At 63.5% G+C, this 13,793-nt stretch carries 14 protein-coding genes and 1 tRNA gene; 9 read left to right on the top strand and 6 right to left on the bottom strand.

Annotated elements, in window-relative coordinates; genetic code table 11:
* Nucleotides 1–32 precede the first annotated feature (32 nt).
* Nucleotides 33–1,559 carry an adenylate/guanylate cyclase domain-containing protein gene (locus tag FPP74_RS07845; RefSeq protein ID WP_144717833.1) on the bottom strand — a complete coding sequence of 509 codons (1,527 nt, stop codon included), beginning with the start codon at nt 1,557–1,559 and terminating at the stop codon, nt 33–35.
* Nucleotides 1,560–1,617: 58 nt separating this feature from the next.
* Between FPP74_RS07845 and FPP74_RS07840 the strand changes: the two genes are divergently transcribed.
* From FPP74_RS07840 to FPP74_RS07815, 6 genes are all read left to right on the top strand, one after another.
* Nucleotides 1,618–2,847 (top strand): DNA polymerase III subunit delta', encoded by a 1,230-nt coding sequence (locus FPP74_RS07840; RefSeq protein WP_144717831.1) that lies wholly within the window; start codon nt 1,618–1,620, stop codon nt 2,845–2,847.
* A gap of 74 nt (nt 2,848–2,921) precedes the next feature.
* A tRNA-Thr gene (locus FPP74_RS07835) sits at nt 2,922–2,997 on the top strand.
* A 107-nt stretch (nt 2,998–3,104) separates the two neighbouring features.
* A complete protein-coding gene (locus tag FPP74_RS07830) occupies nt 3,105–3,392 on the top strand; it encodes a hypothetical protein (RefSeq protein WP_095275179.1) in 288 nt (95 codons plus the stop codon).
* Nucleotides 3,393–3,466: 74 nt separating this feature from the next.
* Nucleotides 3,467–3,886: a hypothetical protein gene (locus FPP74_RS07825; protein WP_144717829.1), complete on the top strand. Its 420-nt coding sequence runs from the start codon at nt 3,467–3,469 to the stop codon at nt 3,884–3,886.
* Nucleotides 3,887–3,890: 4 nt separating this feature from the next.
* Nucleotides 3,891–4,310 carry a hypothetical protein gene (locus FPP74_RS07820; protein ID WP_095275177.1) on the top strand — a complete coding sequence of 140 codons (420 nt, stop codon included), beginning with the start codon at nt 3,891–3,893 and terminating at the stop codon, nt 4,308–4,310.
* 542 nt (nt 4,311–4,852) lie between these two features.
* On the top strand, nt 4,853–5,500 hold the full coding sequence (locus FPP74_RS07815; RefSeq protein ID WP_144717827.1) for a hypothetical protein: 648 nt from the start codon (nt 4,853–4,855) through the stop codon (nt 5,498–5,500).
* Nucleotides 5,501–5,623: 123 nt separating this feature from the next.
* Here the strand turns inward: FPP74_RS07815 and FPP74_RS07810 are convergent, their stop codons facing one another.
* Together FPP74_RS07810 and FPP74_RS07805 are read right to left on the bottom strand one after the other, a co-directional pair.
* Complete coding sequence (locus tag FPP74_RS07810; RefSeq protein ID WP_144717825.1) at nt 5,624–6,808, bottom strand: MFS transporter; 1,185 nt, start codon at nt 6,806–6,808, stop codon at nt 5,624–5,626.
* Between the two features lie 49 nt (nt 6,809–6,857).
* Nucleotides 6,858–8,531: an AMP-binding protein gene (locus FPP74_RS07805; RefSeq protein WP_144717823.1), complete on the bottom strand. Its 1,674-nt coding sequence runs from the start codon at nt 8,529–8,531 to the stop codon at nt 6,858–6,860.
* A 194-nt stretch (nt 8,532–8,725) separates the two neighbouring features.
* Here FPP74_RS07805 and FPP74_RS07800 point away from each other — a divergent pair, with 194 nt between their 5' ends.
* Complete coding sequence (locus FPP74_RS07800; protein WP_095275173.1) at nt 8,726–9,580, top strand: GDSL-type esterase/lipase family protein; 855 nt, start codon at nt 8,726–8,728, stop codon at nt 9,578–9,580.
* Here the strand turns inward: FPP74_RS07800 and FPP74_RS07795 are convergent.
* Nucleotides 9,561–10,535, bottom strand: a complete 975-nt coding sequence (locus FPP74_RS07795; protein ID WP_144717821.1) for a hypothetical protein — start codon at nt 10,533–10,535, stop codon at nt 9,561–9,563. The genes FPP74_RS07800 and FPP74_RS07795 overlap by 20 nt on opposite strands.
* The gene (locus tag FPP74_RS07790) at nt 10,532–10,903 is read right to left on the bottom strand and encodes a PadR family transcriptional regulator (RefSeq protein ID WP_144717819.1); all 372 of its coding nucleotides are present in this window, start codon (nt 10,901–10,903) and stop codon (nt 10,532–10,534) included. Before FPP74_RS07790 ends, FPP74_RS07795 begins: the two co-directional genes overlap by 4 nt.
* Nucleotides 10,904–11,023: 120 nt before the next feature.
* Between FPP74_RS07790 and FPP74_RS07785 the strand changes: the two genes are divergently transcribed.
* Both FPP74_RS07785 and FPP74_RS07780 read left to right on the top strand, forming a co-directional pair.
* On the top strand, nt 11,024–12,124 hold the full coding sequence (locus FPP74_RS07785) for an S-(hydroxymethyl)mycothiol dehydrogenase (RefSeq protein WP_095535196.1): 1,101 nt from the start codon (nt 11,024–11,026) through the stop codon (nt 12,122–12,124).
* A 25-nt stretch (nt 12,125–12,149) separates the two neighbouring features.
* Nucleotides 12,150–12,776 (top strand): MBL fold metallo-hydrolase, encoded by a 627-nt coding sequence (locus FPP74_RS07780; protein ID WP_095553297.1) that lies wholly within the window; start codon nt 12,150–12,152, stop codon nt 12,774–12,776.
* Between the two features lie 23 nt (nt 12,777–12,799).
* Here the strand turns inward: FPP74_RS07780 and FPP74_RS07775 are convergent, their stop codons facing one another.
* Nucleotides 12,800–13,792 (bottom strand): DUF4928 family protein, encoded by a 993-nt coding sequence (locus FPP74_RS07775; RefSeq protein ID WP_222428213.1) that lies wholly within the window; start codon nt 13,790–13,792, stop codon nt 12,800–12,802.
* Between the last annotated feature and the right edge of the window lies 1 nt (nt 13,793).

Here is a 13,793-nt window from a genome sequence, read left to right as displayed (position 1 = left end):
AGGGGCCCAGCAGCCCCCAAGCAACAACCTGCCTAGTACCGGTCCGCCATGGTGGAGCGCACTGGGCGCGCGAGCTGCGTCATCTTGTTGCGGCCGCGCAGCTCGACCGACTTCATGAGGGTCCAGCGCTGCTGCTCGACCTCGTTGGCGGCGCGCAGGGTCGATGCGTTGGTGAGTACCCGGCCCTGGACGCCCTTGGCTAGCTCGGTGAGGCGGGCGGCAGCGTTGACGGCGTCGCCAATCACGGTGTACTCGAAGCGGTCGTGGCCGCCGATGTGGCCCGCCACGACGTGGCCGGAGGCGACGCCCACGCCGGCTTCGAGCTCCAGCCCGCCGAGCTCCTGGCGGAGTTCCCGGGCGGCTTGGAGGGCGTGCGAGGTGGCGTCGTGAAGCGAAACGGGGGCCCCGAAGACGGCGAGCGCCGCATCGCCCTGGAACTTGTTGATCACGCCCTTGTTGCGGTGGACGACCTCGACGACGATTTCGAAGAACTTGTTCAGCGCCGCGACGACCTCCTCCGGGGTGTGGTCGACGGCGAAGGTGGTGGAGCCGACGACGTCGACAAACACGACGGCGACCTTGCGGTCCTCGCCGCCCAGCTCCGGCTTTTCCTCGAGCGCCTTCTGGGCGACTTCGCTGCCCACGTAGCGGCCGAAGATGTCGCGGACGCGCTGGCGTTCGCGCAGGCCGCGCATCATCTCGTTGAACCCGGCCTGGAGGACGCCGATTTCGGAGCCGTCGTAAATGTCCACCTGCGTATTCGTCTCGCCGCGGCGCACGCTGTTGATGGCGTCCTGCAGCTCCTTGATCGGGTCGACCACGCTCATGATCACAAACGCGGTGCCGAACGCGCCCGTGACCAGGGCGGAGATGGCGAGCGCAAAAACGGCTGGCCCGAGCTCGCCCGGGGTATCGGTGAAGAAGCCGCGCGCCTGCGCGACGAAGAGCAGGACGATGCCCAGGATCGGCACCGCGGAAGTGGTGAACCACGTCATGTACAGGCGCTGCTTGATCGGCGGCTCCAGCGTGGAGTCCTCGAAGCGGCGCGCGAGCGCGGTGGCGGCGATCGGCCGCACGAGGCGCTCAGCCTGCAGGTAGGTGAGCACGGCGGTCACGAAGCAGGCCATCGACGTGGCGATGAAGATGACCAGCGCAAACGGGCCACTCGTGCGCGCGGTGATTACGGCGAGGATGGCGATACCGATGAGCCACACCACCACCACGATCATCGTCTGCAACACCGGCAGACGAAGCACCAGGTGGCGCACCATGTTGGGGTCGTGGTCCTCGGGGCTTCGCTGCCACTCCAGCACGGGCCGGAAGAGGAAGAACGTGACCACCATGCCCACGATCACGGCGAACACCACGTACAACAGCCCGATCAGGCCGAGCGTGGAGCTGTGCAGCGCCAGTTCATCGGTCTCCGGCATGGGGATGAAGTACCTGATGAACAGCATGATTGCGGCGGCGCCGAGCACGTTGGTGCCAAGCACGGTTGCGGCGTACAGGGGCCATGAGGTGCCCCACACCCAACGCAGTCCGTGCCAGAATCTCTCCATGACCTATCACCTTAGCGTTCATCGTGGTTGTGGGGGCGAACTAGTAGGCTAGAGCAGCGTGACTCAGCCAGCCAATCCACGCAGTGTCGCAGAGCGCCTCGCCGACGCACCCCACGTGCGCGACGTCATCTTGTCCGCCGCGGCGTCTGCGCGCGAGCAGTTGCTTATCGACGCCCCCGCGGACCAATACGCGATGACCCACTCCTGGCTGTTCACGGGCCCGCCGGGCTCAGGGCGCTCGCAGGCGGCGATGGCGTTCGCCGCGGCACTGGTGTGCACGGACCCGCACGAGGTAGGCTGCGGCCGCTGCGCCGGGTGCCGCGACGCGCTGGCGGACCAGCACGCCGACGTGGTGCACGTGGTGCCCAAGGAACTGATCATCAAAACCGAGTACATCCGGGACATCGTCGCGCAGGCGGCCCGGATGCCCACGGTGGCCGCGCACCGCGTCCTGATCATTGAGAACGCGGATCGCCTCCATCCGGCCGCCGCGGACGCCCTGCTCAAGACGGTGGAGGAGCCGCCGGAGCGCACCGTGATTATCATGCTCGCGCCGTCGACGGACCCCGAGGACTTCTCGCAAACCCTGCGCTCTCGCTGCAGGCACCTCTATATCCCGTCGCCGTCCGAGTCGGAGCTCGTGCGCATCCTCATGGACGAGGAGGGCGCGAGCGAGCACGACGCCCGCCTGGCCGCGGCGACCTCGCTGCGCCACGTGGGCCGCGCGCGCCTGCTGGTGCGCAACCCGGACATCCAGCAGCGCCGCGCCCGCGCGATCAACCTGGCCGAGCTGATTTTCCACGGCGCGCAGGCGTTCCAAGCAGTGGGGTCGCTGGTCAAGGCGACTGAGAAGGAAGCTGTCGACGCCTACGCAGAGGAAGATGCCGCCGAGCGCGCCAAACTCGAGCAGGCCCTGGGCATGGGCGCGAAGGGGAAGGGCGCGGCGAAGGCGCTGCGCGGGGCGGCCAGCTCCATCAAGGAGCTTGAGTCGCGGCAGAAAGCGCGCGGCACCCGGCGCAAGCGCGACGTCTTCGACCTGGTCCTGGTGGACCTCGCCGGCGTGTACCGGGATGCGCTGGTGGTGCAGTCGGGTGCCGACGTCCCGCTGACGCACCCCGACTTCGAGCCACTCGCCCGCGAGGTAGCGGACCGCGTACCCGCCGCCGGCCTGGTCGCCTGCCAGGACGCGATCGCGCAGTGTCGCGCCCGCCTGCACCAGTCCGTGACACCGACCGTGGCGTTCAACGGCATGATCGGTCACCTGCGCATCGCCTGCGGCGTGCGCTGACCTGCTGGTTTATTATTTGCCGGTTTCTGCACTACAATCACTTTCCGGTACAGCGTCACTTTGTGCGTTGTCCGGCCGCCTTAGCTCAGTCGGCAGAGCGTTTCACTCGTAATGAAAAGGTCGCGAGTTCGATTCTCGCAGGCGGCTCCACCAAAACCCCAGTTAGAACACCGTTTTAGCTGGGACTTCATCGTAGGTCTGGCGCGCCAGTTGTTCCAGGTTGTGGTGGACACCCCCAGATGAATTCAGGGAGAAATATGATCTATGTGGTCTTTGGCGCAGCGGTCGCGATATTCATCTCCTTATGCATCATGGCAATGGGGTACCTTGTCCACCTTTCAGTGAAGCGAAAGGTGCTTTCTCCATTCCGTTTCTTAGTCGTGATGGTTTTACTAGCCCCGGTTTTTCTGATCTACGACATTCTCAGCGATGAGATGTGTAGCGGCCTTTTCAATTATGCGGTCAGCGGATACTTAATTACCGCAGTCATCATCGGATCCCTAGGGCGCATCATCGCGGATGGCTCCAGTGAAGCGCGGGAATAGGGGCGACTCCTAGGCAAGAGAACGACTCACCTGACCCCAAACGTCTCATCAACACCTAACTCAGCAGGAGCAAAATGAGTTCATATAAAGACATCACGACCTTCTCTGCCCCCATGCTCGTCAAGTCTCTGGATACGTTGCAGATTTCTGCGAGAGAGGACAACGGCGATTGGGGCGCCCAATTTCCGCAAGGTGTTGTCATCTTCGTTCCCGAGGGTGAATATTTCAGTGTCCGCATTGAGTCCTTTCAAACAATCCCGTCAGACGAGCAGCTTGCGGCAATGAACGCTATCAATGCGACGAACGACAACCTCGCATTCGGCAAAGTGGTTCCTAATGTCATCGAGGGACGCAGGGCGGTTGTCTTCCGCAATCACTTCAACTTCACCCAAGGTGTGTCCCAATTCCAGCTGGACACGCTCATCGACGCCAGCTTGCAGGTCGGGTTCGACGCGCTGGGAAAGATCGAAGCTCTTTTCGAAGGAACGGAGTAAGGCCATGGGATTGTTTGGAAAGAAGAAGCCGACGTTGCGTGAAGCATCCGTCGAATCTATTGGGGAGGCACTCTCCTCTCTGGGGCTTAGCTGCTCGCAGCTGTCGACTGGTGGGTTGCTTACTAAGGTCAATGGGGTTCCTATCTACATCGTTGATCAGGACACGAACATTGGTATTGGTGGGATGATCCAGGCGCGTCAGCCGAAAGCAGAGGACCTCAATTGGATCAGCGACTTTAATAATCGTGCGTTGTGGCCGGTGGTCTTCCGCGTGGACCAAGAGACTGCGAGTGTTATCCACGCTGAGCATCGAATCATCAAGGGCGTTGCGTACTCCGAAGCACAGCTGCGTGACGAAGCTGAGCTTGGAGTCCTGATTGTTGCGGATACCTTGCTGCGTTACAGCGAGGAGCATCCGCAGTAGGCCACTACCCAATAAGACTCTCGGTATGAGCAAGCGAGTGCAATGAGTTTTTGCGTTTTAACCATCATCTCATTCATTTCGCCCGCTCAAGCCAGCACGTTCGGACAGGCACCCACGGTATCCTACGCAGTCGATTTGAATGATCCGCAGGAACAGGAACATGTCAATCCATATGGATTGTTTCCGCAGCCATTCAGATTCAAATCTCGTTTTTCGACCTCCCGCATATTTCTACATCTGAAGGACCTAGGGCGGCCAGTGTCCACGGATGGTGGGATCAGGTTTCTGGCCCGCAAGAATTGCTACGGTACGTATTGAGCTTTGGGCGAAAGGACCCCATGGCCAGGGGTTCCGAAAGGTAGGGACGGGTACCAAAATTCTATTCCTGGTGGGGGCGGTCGCTGAAATCGGGCTACCGCACGTGCTATCTGCAAGAATCACGGTCAAACGGTATTTCGAGGCGACGTCGATGTGGAGATCAACGATGATGCTGATGCCCCTGGCATGGTTTGGGGTGTAGAAGTGACGCTACCCTGCGGGGTGTGACATACACCGTGTACGAGGACAACTACATCATCCTTGAGACTTCTGCCTCAGCCGCCGTGGAAGTAGACGTAGACCTACTCTTTGATCGCTTTAGGTGGGCAGAATTATCGCTTGGCTTCGCCAGCACCGGGAATTCCTTGAACGAGGAAGTCTCTTCGGGTCTCTGGGAACTCAATGACGTCACACGCAACATGAACAAAGAGCTACAAGCTATCCAAATACATGTAAATGTCCGCTCTGCGGAGGGCCGATTGCCCCTTCGGCAACTCTTCGCTGTGTGGGACTTGGCGCTCCCTGTAGCTATCATCTCGAACCTTCGGTCGGTCGCCATGAAGAGAATTTCGCGTCCTGGAATCTCTCCAGTACAGCGGAATCCCTTTCCCGACTTCTATTCGGGGCACTGCCTTGCAGATATAGACAAGGAATCCTGGGCAAGTGCTGTAGCGCTCGTCGATCATGCTGTAGTTCGACACCGCACACCTGAGCAAGGAAAAATCGCGTTGAAGGTCAGGGGAGAAAAGACCAAAGAAGTAACGTTCTATGCAGAAGGATTCCGCCCCGTGATCATCTCCCGTGATTTTGAATCGATCTTGGGTGATCTTCCCCTCGAAGAAGAATGGTCTGTCGCAGCTATCCGGATATGAGCAGGGCATTGATTGCAAGCCTCAGCCACGAGATCAACACACTCGAACCGGCGAGGCTGCATTGTCCAAACGGAGCTAGCTCCATCTAGGACGTCACGCCCAGGACGCCACACCGACGAAACCTCAACTCCCAACAACCCCACGCATCAGGTACCCGCGCCGAATCTGCACGCTGCGGATGAGCGCGGAGCCCGCGGCCAGCACGGTGAACACCGCAAACGGCAGGCTCGGCCCGACGCGCGGCGTGGTCCACGCGATGAGCGGCGAGACCCCGAACCCGATGTAGGTGGCCACGTAGTACAGCCCGATGACGCGGCCGCGTTTTTCGGGTGGGGTGTACTCGTCGACGTCGAGAAGCCCCTCGCGCAGGCACAGCCCGTACGCCAGCCCGAGCAGCGCGGTCGCCGCCACAAACACCCAAGCAGACGGCCGTGCCCCGCCAACCGCGATGAGCGCCATGCCACCGGCCGCACCGAGCGCCCCGACCACACCCGCGCGCGGCCCCCACTGCCCGCGCCGCGCGAGCGCCTGCACGGCCAGCGCCACGCTAAAGCCCAGCACCGCGGCCACACCAGGCATAAACGCCGCGCCAATGGCGAAGTCGGTGCGCCCGGCCAGCACCACCATCGCCGTCGTGATCGACGCAAACACCCACAGCCCCATCGGCACCGCCGTCGCGAGCGCCTTGACCTCGCTGTGGCCCGGGCGAGTCTCAGCAGTCTTCGTCACCGCATGCGCGCCGTCGTCGCGCATGCGTATCGACGCCACCATCACCCCCACAGCCATCACAATCGGCACCACGAACGGGACCTTCACCGCGTCTGCGGCCAGGTGGGCGACCACACCGGAGGAGACCGGACCGAGCATGAACCCGGTGGTCAGGGCGATGCCCGCGGCGGTGGCACCGACCGCGCCGCGGAGTCTGCCGGCCCAGGCAGTGCCGGCGCTGACGACCAGCCCCACCCCGAGCCCGACAACGAAGCGGCCGAGGAGCAACCCGTGCCCGGGGATACCCAGCATGAGGTAGGCGTTGCCTGCGGCCGCGATGACGGTGCCCGCAACGACGGCGGGGCGCGACCCGAAGCGGTCGGCGACCCACCCGCCGATGAGCAGGCTGGGGAAGAGCCCAACCGCGTAGATGCCGTAAGCGCTGTTGGCTAACACTGCGGAGACGTCGTGGTCGCGGCGCAGCAGCACCAGCACTGAGGCGAAGTGGTTCGCTGACCACCCGGCGGTGATGAGGAACGCGAGGGCGAGGAGGAATGGTGCGCGGGCGTTGTCGCGCGGGCCCGGTGCAGCAGCTCCCATGGGGCTCCTTCCGCCCGGGGATGAGCACTGGCGCCCTGGTCCTCGGGACTTATGTATCGCGGCGGCTTTCCGGCAGGAGGCGGGGGACAACCTTGCCCGTCGCGTTGCGCGGAAGCTTGTCCACGAAGTTTACGTCGCGGGGGATGGAGTGGTCAGCCAAATGGGCTCGGACCCAGTCGCGAATTGCCTGGGGAGTCAGGCGAGCGCCGGCGTCGGAGCGTTCGCGCACCACCCACACGGCGATGCGCTTGAAGGTGTCGGGGTCGTCGACGCCGCCGGAGTGGAGCTCGTCCACCCCCGGCATCTTCTCCAGGACCTCGGTGACGGATTGCGGGTGCACGTTCTCGCCGCCGACGATGATCATGTCGTCGTTGCGGCTTAAGACGTGGAGGTAGCCGTGCTCGTCGAAGTAGCCGAGGTCGCCCATCTCCACGAGTCCGTCGATGGTGACCAGCGGGGTGTCCGGGTTGGTGTAGCCTCGCAGCGCCGTTTCGTTGTTGAGGAAGATGCGGCCGACTTCGCCTTGGGGGACTTCTTGGTCGTTGGCGTCGTAAAGCTTGAGCACCGTGCCCGGCGGGACGCGGCCGGCGACGGAGAAGTCGCTGGCCAGCAGTTCCGGGTCAGCGGCCGCGGCGAGGGCGAGTTCGGTGGAGCCGTAGATGTTGGCCAGGATGGGGCCGAAGCGCTCGTGCATGCGCTCAATGATGGCGGGGGTGAGCGCGTTGCCGGCCGAGCCGATGAACTTCAGGTGCGAGGTCTCGTAGCGCTCGTTGCCGGGGATGTCCAGCATCTGTTTGAAGAAGACAGGGGAGGAGACGAGCCCGTCGCAGCGGAAGTTCTGGATCTGTCGGAACACGTTCTCGGGATCGAAGACGCGCTGGGTCACTACGGTGCCGCGCACGCCGAGCGTGATGTTGAGCGCGGACCACCCCCAGGTGTGGAAGATGGACGCCGTCATCTGGATGGTGTGGCCGGAGCGGAACGGCATGGCTTCGAGGTAGCCGGCTACCACGATCGGCAGCTTCGGCTCGGGGCGGAGGATGCCTTTGGGGATGCCGGAGGTGCCCGATGACATGAGCACCATGTCGCCGTGCGCGGGGAAGGTGGGGAGTGCGGGGAGGTCGCGGGTGCCGCGGGCGATGATGCCGGCCTGGGTCAGCTCGTCGCCGTGGTCGCGGGAAGTGTGCGCCCACACCGTGGTGACGTGGTCGATCCCCTCGGGGATGCGGTCGGCGAACTCGTCGTCGATGAACAGGATGTTGATGTCGTTTTCCGCGATGATGCCGGCCAGCTGCTCGGGGGAGGAACCGATGTTGAGCAGGAAGATCGTGCCGCCGGTGTAGCCCTTCGCCGCGAGGGGCAGGATGATGCCACGGCCGTTGCGCGCCATCACGCCGATGCGCAGCGCGTCGAGGGCCTGCGTGCGCTGGACGTCAAGCATCCAGCGGCCGAGGGCGCGCGAGTGGTCGCGGAGCTGGCGGTAGGTGAGGAGGCCGTCGTCGTCGATAAGCGCGGTGCGCTCGGGCACTGCGGCGGCGCCCTGCTCGACCTCGCGCGCGGTGGTGAAGTGGTAGCGCGCGAGCGCGGGCGCGAGGGTGAACAGGGCTTTCGGCCCGCCTTCGGCGCTGATGAAGCCGGCGCGGGTGGCAGCGCGGAGGAAGCGGACCGCGGAGCGCGCGGTGAACGCGGCGCGGCCCACGGGAGAGAGTGCGGGGTGCGGCATGACGCGAGGTCCTTCTTTCCCTGAAAAACTGGCAGACACAGTGTATCTGCTTAGTTGTAAAAAATGATTTGGGGTGTTAATTCAGTAAACGTATGTGACTTATGTTGTGGGGAAAGTATGGCACGGGTAACGTTTGTCCACGACTTGGGGATATAGATCCTGTACATAATGCCGCCACAAGGAGCACACGGAACATGACGCGCACTTCACTTCGTACCAAGGTTGCCGCCACCTGCGCAGCGGTCCTGGCCACCATCGGCTCCGTCGGGGTTGCCGGCACGGCCGTCGCACCGGCCGCGCAGGCGCAGGAGCGAAACCTGGTCATCCTCGGCGACTCCGTTATCGCGGACCCGAGCGGCCCGCAGTGGGCGGCGGGCAAGCTCGGGCTGGACCCGCGCGGCTCCTCTTCCGTGACCACGTGGTGCCCGACCTCTCCCACCAGCTGGGGCAAGCAGGCGGCCGGCCGACTCGGACTGCCCGCCTGGGACTACTCCTGTACGGGCACGGTCTCCATCCAGAAGGGGCCGCAGTTCGCTTCCCAGGTCACCCGCGCCGTCAACGAGGGCGGCCTGACCCCCAGCACGGCCCGCGTGATCATCTCCACCGGTTTCAACGACACCTACCACAACGACGGGCGCGATCGAGCCGCTTTTCGACGCGACTTTGTCGCCGCCATGGTGCCGCAGATCAACCGCATTCGCGCCGCCGCCCCCAACGCGCGCATCCAGATCGTCGGCTACCCCAAGATCACGCAGGGTGACCGCGTCTGCCTCTTCCATGTTGCGCCGAACGTGTCGGACTACACCCCGTTCGCGGCGGTGCAGGAGTGGGAGGACTCCGCGCAGTGGGCCCAGGTTGACCTTGCGCGCGCGACCGGTGTGGAGTTCCTGGACATGAAGCCGTCCACCTGGAACAACAACATGTGCTCACCGGATAACCAGCGCATGTGGGCCGGCCTGGTGGACTTCTACGGCGGGCCGGGCAACCTGCCCATCCACGTCAACCAGCGTGGCCATGCCCACGTCGCGGCTAGGATCGCCGCATCTTAAACCACAATTGGATCGCCGCGGCGCCGGAGCATAACGCGGCAAATCCGAACAAACTGACGCCGACCATGTTTGGCCCGTCCTCGCTGAAGTAGTTGAGCGCCATGTTGGCGAGTGTGAGCAAGAATACGCCGGCGTTGATGCTGGCCGCGCGCTGCAGCTTGCGCTTCGGGCGCGACGGGAGGCTGTGCGCGTAGCGCTTCGCGTCACCGAATTCTTCCTCCACCGTCGTGCCGTTTTCCTCGGCGAACGCGTGGGCCTCCGCAAGCACTTCGCGGATCTCGCGCTCGCGGTACTCACCACGGGCGCGTAACTCCCCGGCGACCGTGCTGTCCCAATCGCCGGCGGCAGGAGTGGTGTATGTGGCGTCGTCGGGCGTCTGCTTCTTCCACGGCAAGAAGAACGCCGCGGCCGACATGATAAGCGCGAGGATCAGGCTCCACCCGTTGCCAAACGGCAGCGAGATCGCGTCCAGCGCCATGATGGCCCACGCGCCGAGGAGGCTGAGCGCCACGAGCGGGACGGTCGCGATGGCAGCAGCTTTCCACTTCGCCATGCGGGTGTAGAGCCTCCAGTAGGTGGCGAGCGTGAAGCTCAGCCCGAGCGCGAGGACCGCCGGGGTGATCGCCATGCCGAGGGTGACGTCCTCGTTCCAGGTGGCGATGGTAATCCCGATGGCGAAGCCTGCCGTGGCGACGAAGAAGATCCAGGCCAGGCGCGGTGGGCGCGCCGGTCCCTGACTCATGAATGGGTCTGTGCCGCCGTGTGCCAGGTCGTCGCGGACCTCGGCTGTGTGGGATTCTGCCCACTCGTCGGCCTTGCCAAAAGCGGCCTCGGGCGTGAGCCCGTCGGCGTCTGCGTGCGCTGCGGCATCGGCGGCGGCTTGCTCGGCCGCGTCGCGGGAAAAGCCGTGGTTGAGGGTGAGGACGAGGGTTGCGCGGTCGGTCCAGAAGCTCATTTCGTGTCCTTTCGGGTGGTAGTGGGGTTCGCGGAATTGGTGGGGTCGGTGCGCGCCGGGCCGTCGCGTAGCGCCGTTCTGAGCTGATCGAGCTGGGTGCCGTAGTCGAAGAGCTCGGCCTTGCCCTTGCTGGTGATGGAGTAGGTCTTGCGGCCGGGCCCGCTTTCGCTGGGGGCCCAGTGGGCTTCGATGAGGTCGGCGTCCTCGAGCTTGCCCAGGACGGGGTAGAGGGAGCCGCCCTTTGGTCTGCCGAAGCCGAGGGGCTCGAGCGATTGCGCAATGGCGTAGCCGTGCGCGGGCCCGTCGGCGAGGCATCGGAGGACCGCAGCCGGCATGAACGCGCGTATCCAAGGTTGGGGGAATGTCATGTACCTAAGTATGAAACGTATCTAGGTATGTGTCAAGATTTTGGTTGGTGTGAGGGGGCAGTGCTTGGACCAATGCTCGGATAAGTGACAGATCTCCAAAATCCGGTACGGTAGGGCCCTATGAGTATCCAAAAGGTCCAAGGAGTCATCGCCCGCGAAAAGGGTGCAGACGTTGAAGTCACCACCATCGTCATCCCGGAGCCGGGTCCCAACGATGTAGTGGTGAAAGTCCAGGCCACCGGTGTGTGCCACACCGACCTGGCATACCGTGACGGCGACATCGAGGACGCCTTCCCCTTCCTCCTCGGCCACGAGACCGCTGGCGTGGTCGACACTGTCGGCGAGGACGTCACCCACGTGGCGCCCGGCGATTTTGTCGTGCTGAACTGGCGCGCAGTCTGCGGCGAGTGCCGCGCCTGCCGCAAGGGCGACACGAAGAACTGCTTTAACACCCACAACGCCTCCAAGGGTATGACCTTGGAGGACGGCACCGAGCTCACCCCGGCGCTGGGCATCGGCTCGTTCGCGGAGAAGACCCTGGTCCACGAGCTGCAGTGCACCAAGGTAAACCCGGACGAGGACCCGGCAGCCGCGGGCCTGCTCGGCTGCGGCATCATGGCCGGCCTCGGCGCCGCTGTGAACACCGGCGACATCCAGCGCGGCGATTCCGTCGCCGTCTTCGGCCTGGGCGGCGTTGGCCTGGCCGCAGTGGCGGGTGCTGCACTCGCGGGCGCATCGAAGATCATCGCGGTGGACATTGACCAGCGCAAGTGCGACGCCGCCACCGAGACTTTTGGCGCCACCCACGCCGTGTGCGCGAAGGATCTCAGCGAGCAGGAGGTCATTGATAAGGTCCGCGAGCTCACCGACGGCTTCGGCACCGACGTCGCCATCGACGCCGTGGGTATCCAGCCCACCTGGCGCCAGGCCTTCTACTCGCGCGACCTGGCCGGCCGCATGGTTATGGTGGGCGTGCCCAACCAGACCGACCACATCGACGTGCCGGCTATCGACGTCTACGGTCGCGGCGGCTCCATCAAGCCGGCCTGGTACGGCGACTGCCTGCCGGAGCGCGATTTCCCCACCTACGTCGACCTGCACCTGCAGGGCCGCTTCCCGCTCGGCGAGTTTGTCTCCGAGCGTATCGGCGTAGGCGACGTGGAGGATGCCTTTGCCAAGATGAAGCGTGGCGACGTGCTGCGCAGCGTCGTCGAGTTCTAGTCAGACCGAGCCCGAAAGGACCACCATGACATTCCGCGTAGAAAACGTTGTCACCTCCGGCCTGTTCAAGCTGGACGGCGGCGAGTGGGAGGTGGACAACAACGTCTGGATCGTCGGCGACGACAGCGAGGTCTACATCATCGACGCCGCCCACGACGCCAACGCCATCGCCGCCGCGGTGGGCGACCGCCGCGTCAAGGGCATCATCGCCACCCACGGGCACTCGGACCACATCGACGCCGCACCAGAGCTCTCTCGGCTGGTCAACGCGCCGGTGTACCTGCACCCCACCGACGGTTTCCTGTGGCAGCGCGAGAACCCCAACGCGCAGTATGAGCAGCTTGTCGACGGCACCACGTTCCAGATCGCCGGCACCGACCTCAAGGTGCTGTCCACCCCGGGCCACTCGCCCGGCTCCGTGGTTGTCTACGCGCAGGAGGCCGGTGAGCTGTTCTCGGGCGACACCCTGTTCCAGGGCGGCCCGGGCGCTACAGGTCGCTCGTTCTCCTCCTTCGACACCATCATCCACTCGCTGCAGACGTCCGTACTGGATCTGCCGGCGGAGACGGTGGTGCGTACCGGTCACGGCGACCATACCACCATCGGCGCGGAGGCCCCGCACCTGGAGGAGTGGATCCGCCGCGGCTACTAGGGCGACTGCCTAGACCCTCGCCTTTAGAAGCCTTGCTCGTCTGCTATCTTGCTGAGCCATTTCGGCTCGTCAACACGCAGAGAGAGGTCGGATTCGACATCGGCGATTCGTTCGTTGTAACGGCGAATGAGGCGAGCGAGGCCTTCACGGATCTGGTCAGAGCTGTACAGAGCGAGCTCCTCGATGTTCGTCCCAATGTAGGATTCTGCCTCGACTATGCCTACGCTGTGGTCAATCGCGGCGACTTCGGCGAGCTGTTTCGCTGCCAGAACACGAGATGCGGGAACGATAATTACTGGGCGTACCTCTTCGGATAGGTTCTCCCGGCATCGGTCCATGAGCTTCTCCATTGGAGAAACGGTCACGTGAAACGCGGTGGTGCCTAACTGGAAATCGCCGTAGCGGTCAGTCTGGAGATCCGCTGTGTTGGCTTTATCCCGTCCCACATCGAGATCCGGGAAACGGAGCTCAAGTTTTGCGCCAATGAGGTGTTGGAGTACTGCGCCGGTGGGACGGTCTTCTCGGGCGGCAGCTGCCTCGAGAATCTCGCCAATCGTGAGTGAAACTGGCTTGCGATGATTCAGGTCTACTTTGATCCGTTGCTTGTCAAAGTAATCAACCTTTGCTTTTTCGACGAAAAAGGACTCGAGTTGATCCGCTAGAGCTGCAACGTCTACCCCGTCGATGTTGACGCGATTCCAGCGCGCAACGAGACCTTGTGCCTTAGGGATTGTTCCGCGGGAGGCTCTCCCACCTTCAGAGGTGTATTTTCTGTGCTCGCCGTGTTCAGCCAGGATTTTCTTTATTGCTGTGCCAGAAAGGCCGCGAACCTGACTTTGATTTTCGGAGAGTAGACGTTCCTGGGGGATTGGCAAACCATCGCGGACCATCCTGGAGACGATTAGGCCAACATTGATCGTATTCGTTCTTGCACTTTTGTCTCGCTTGCGATGATCCTCATACCAGTCTGTCGCTTCACCGAGAAGTTCGATGAGCGCTTTTTCTACGCGACTCACA

The organism is Corynebacterium sp. NML180780 (assembly GCF_007786415.1).
In the GTDB taxonomy this organism is placed as follows: Bacteria; Actinomycetota; Actinomycetes; order Mycobacteriales; family Mycobacteriaceae; genus Corynebacterium; species Corynebacterium gottingense.
This window is presented reverse-complemented; position numbering and strand designations above follow the sequence as displayed.